At 42.5% G+C, this 2180-nt stretch carries 2 protein-coding genes and 1 pseudogene; 2 read left to right on the top strand and 1 reads right to left on the bottom strand.

Annotation, left to right across the window (positions count from 1 at the left end; all coding sequences use genetic code 11):
• A pseudogene (locus tag FTU55_RS14875) lies at positions 1–122 on the top strand (hypothetical protein); the annotation flags it as partial.
• Positions 123–189: 67 nt separating this feature from the next.
• The gene (locus FTU55_RS14870; protein ID WP_071830580.1) at positions 190–654 is read left to right on the top strand and encodes an ATP-binding protein; all 465 of its coding nucleotides are present in this window, start codon (positions 190–192) and stop codon (positions 652–654) included.
• A 73-nt stretch (positions 655–727) separates the two neighbouring features.
• On the opposite strand, the gene mph is transcribed toward FTU55_RS14870, so the two are convergent.
• Entirely contained in the window at positions 728–1615 is an 888-nt protein-coding gene (gene mph, locus FTU55_RS14865; RefSeq protein ID WP_071830579.1) for an Mph(E)/Mph(G) family macrolide 2'-phosphotransferase, read from the bottom strand.
• Between the last annotated feature and the right edge of the window lie 565 nt (positions 1616–2180).

The following is a 2180-nucleotide window of genomic DNA, read 5'->3' as shown; positions in this document are numbered from 1 at the left end:
ACCGCCATCGTGTCGTGATCGGCAAGGATACGCGCCTGTCGGGCTATATGCTTGAACCCGCGCTCACAGCCGGTTTCACCTCGATGGGCATGGACGTATTCCTTTTTGGCCCGCTGCCGACAACGTAATAGGAAGAATAAACGCCCTTTTCACCCAAGTCCAAATTAATTTGCCGATTCCATAATCAGGGTGTATTACAATTCCATAGAGTTTTTCAATCCAGGTGGTTTAGCTGATAACTTAACGATTGATCAGCTTCTTCGTGAAGATTACTCGCCATGGGCGCGCAATAAAAGGATATCTGCCACGTTCAAAGAAGCGCATTTTATTGAAAAATATGGGTCAGGCATCAAACGAATCCAAGAAGGCTTCGCATCCTATGGTCTGCGTCCCCCTGTCTTTGAAAATTTCCAGCACGGTTTTCGAGTTATTGTCTCATCAAAGCTACTTTTCGAATCTAATGAGGGAGTAAGTGAGGGAGTAAATCTACTATTTAATCAGATAAGAACTAATCCAGGAAAGCGTGCACCATTTTTAGTAAACGAGCTATTAGTTCCTGTCAAGATAGTAGAGCGGTGGCTCAAAATCTTAAGAGATGATCATAAAATCGAGTTTCGAGGAGCTCCTAAAAGTGGAGGATACTGGCTAAAATAGAAATCAATGATACTCTTAAGTGGCACCAATCGAACTCCTATTTTAGCATTTAAAAAAGTATCCTCACATCATTTTATTGAACAATACCTAAGGCTGCTCTGGCGGCATTGATATGATTATCGTCGTTGCACTCTACCGCAAAAGCGCCATATGCTAATGGAGCTGCAGCAGCCCTCTCTATAGATTGTTCGTAGAGCCTATCCCATATCGTTCCGCCTTGTTTAGCATACTCCGTTATCAAACTCTTCAGGCTATCCTCTCCAAAAACCGATACGTGACCAGAAAAGTCCAGTGCAGGATCACCCATATGCGCAGTAGACCAATCTATGATACCAGAGGTCTTACCTTCCTTCGAGGTTAAGACATGCCCTGCATAGAGATCGCCATGGATGAAACAAGTGAATTCAGGCCACAAAGGGTCATTGTCCAACCATCTACGGTATCTGTTTTCCAACGGCTCGCTGATACCTATCTCAGATTTCACCAAGTGGATACGGTCAGCTATTTCGGTCCTCAATTCACTTGGAGTCATTATTTTCAAGTTGCTCTTTCTCACATCGTCAGCTGTAATACGATGTAATTCGGCCAATGATTTTGCCAGAGACTCCACATAAGCTATGCTATCGCGATCTATGTTCCAAGAAACCTCATGTGTTATCGCATCGAATGTCAGAGCAGGCGCATCCTCCAGTAAAGGGTAGGCTATTAGGCGCTCCGATACAATTTTCCAATCAGGGACATTGATCGACAGGTTTCTTTTGGCTAAATCCAATATTCTACTTTCATTTTCGATTTGTTCAAGCATATCGCTTCTTCGAGGTATACGGAGTACCCAGTTCTCACCGTTTACTTCCTTTACAAAGGCAACTCTAAAGTCGATGCCCATCTCATTGACGCTCATCTCTTCCGAAATTCTCAGCCCATGCTCTAGGGCTAATGTTTGCATATCTTCGATTGTCATTTCTATACTGTTTTCTTTTATTAAATTGGTACCAGTTCCCCCGACAGGACATTCTGAATGTCATATACAGGTGTAACACTTTACCCATATTCTTTTCGTATGGATAACACTTCCCATCAGGGAACAAAAATCTGATACATGAATTAATTGTGAGACAGTAGACCTACTGTCGCATTGAAGCCATCTCGGCGACTATTTGATTAGGAAAACCAAGGCTTTGCCATCATAGCCTTATCATAGAAGTATAACATAGTTGTAAAGATAGAAAATTATTTTTTATTCATCCATGATGTTATTATTTTATAATAACATCATCTAAACATGTCCTGTCGCTCTTTTGTGCTGTGATATTTCATACCTATTAACTGCTTTCGTTTGAATTATACGACGTTCTACTCACAATAGGGCAAGGGTTACTCATTCCGTAGGATGCGGTTCACGTATAGGAAGAATAAACGCCCTTTTCACCCAAGTCCAACAGCTTTGGACCGCAGTTGACTCTTTCGACACCCCTGCGATGCAACCCAATCCGGCTGACGGGGAGCCAGCAACGCTGAAAATTTAC

This window comes from Acinetobacter sp. YH12117 (assembly GCF_013418865.1).
In the GTDB taxonomy this organism is placed as follows: domain Bacteria; phylum Pseudomonadota; class Gammaproteobacteria; order Pseudomonadales; family Moraxellaceae; genus Acinetobacter; species Acinetobacter indicus.
The sequence above is the reverse complement of the archived record's forward strand: the minus strand, read 5'-3'. Positions and strand labels throughout refer to the sequence as shown.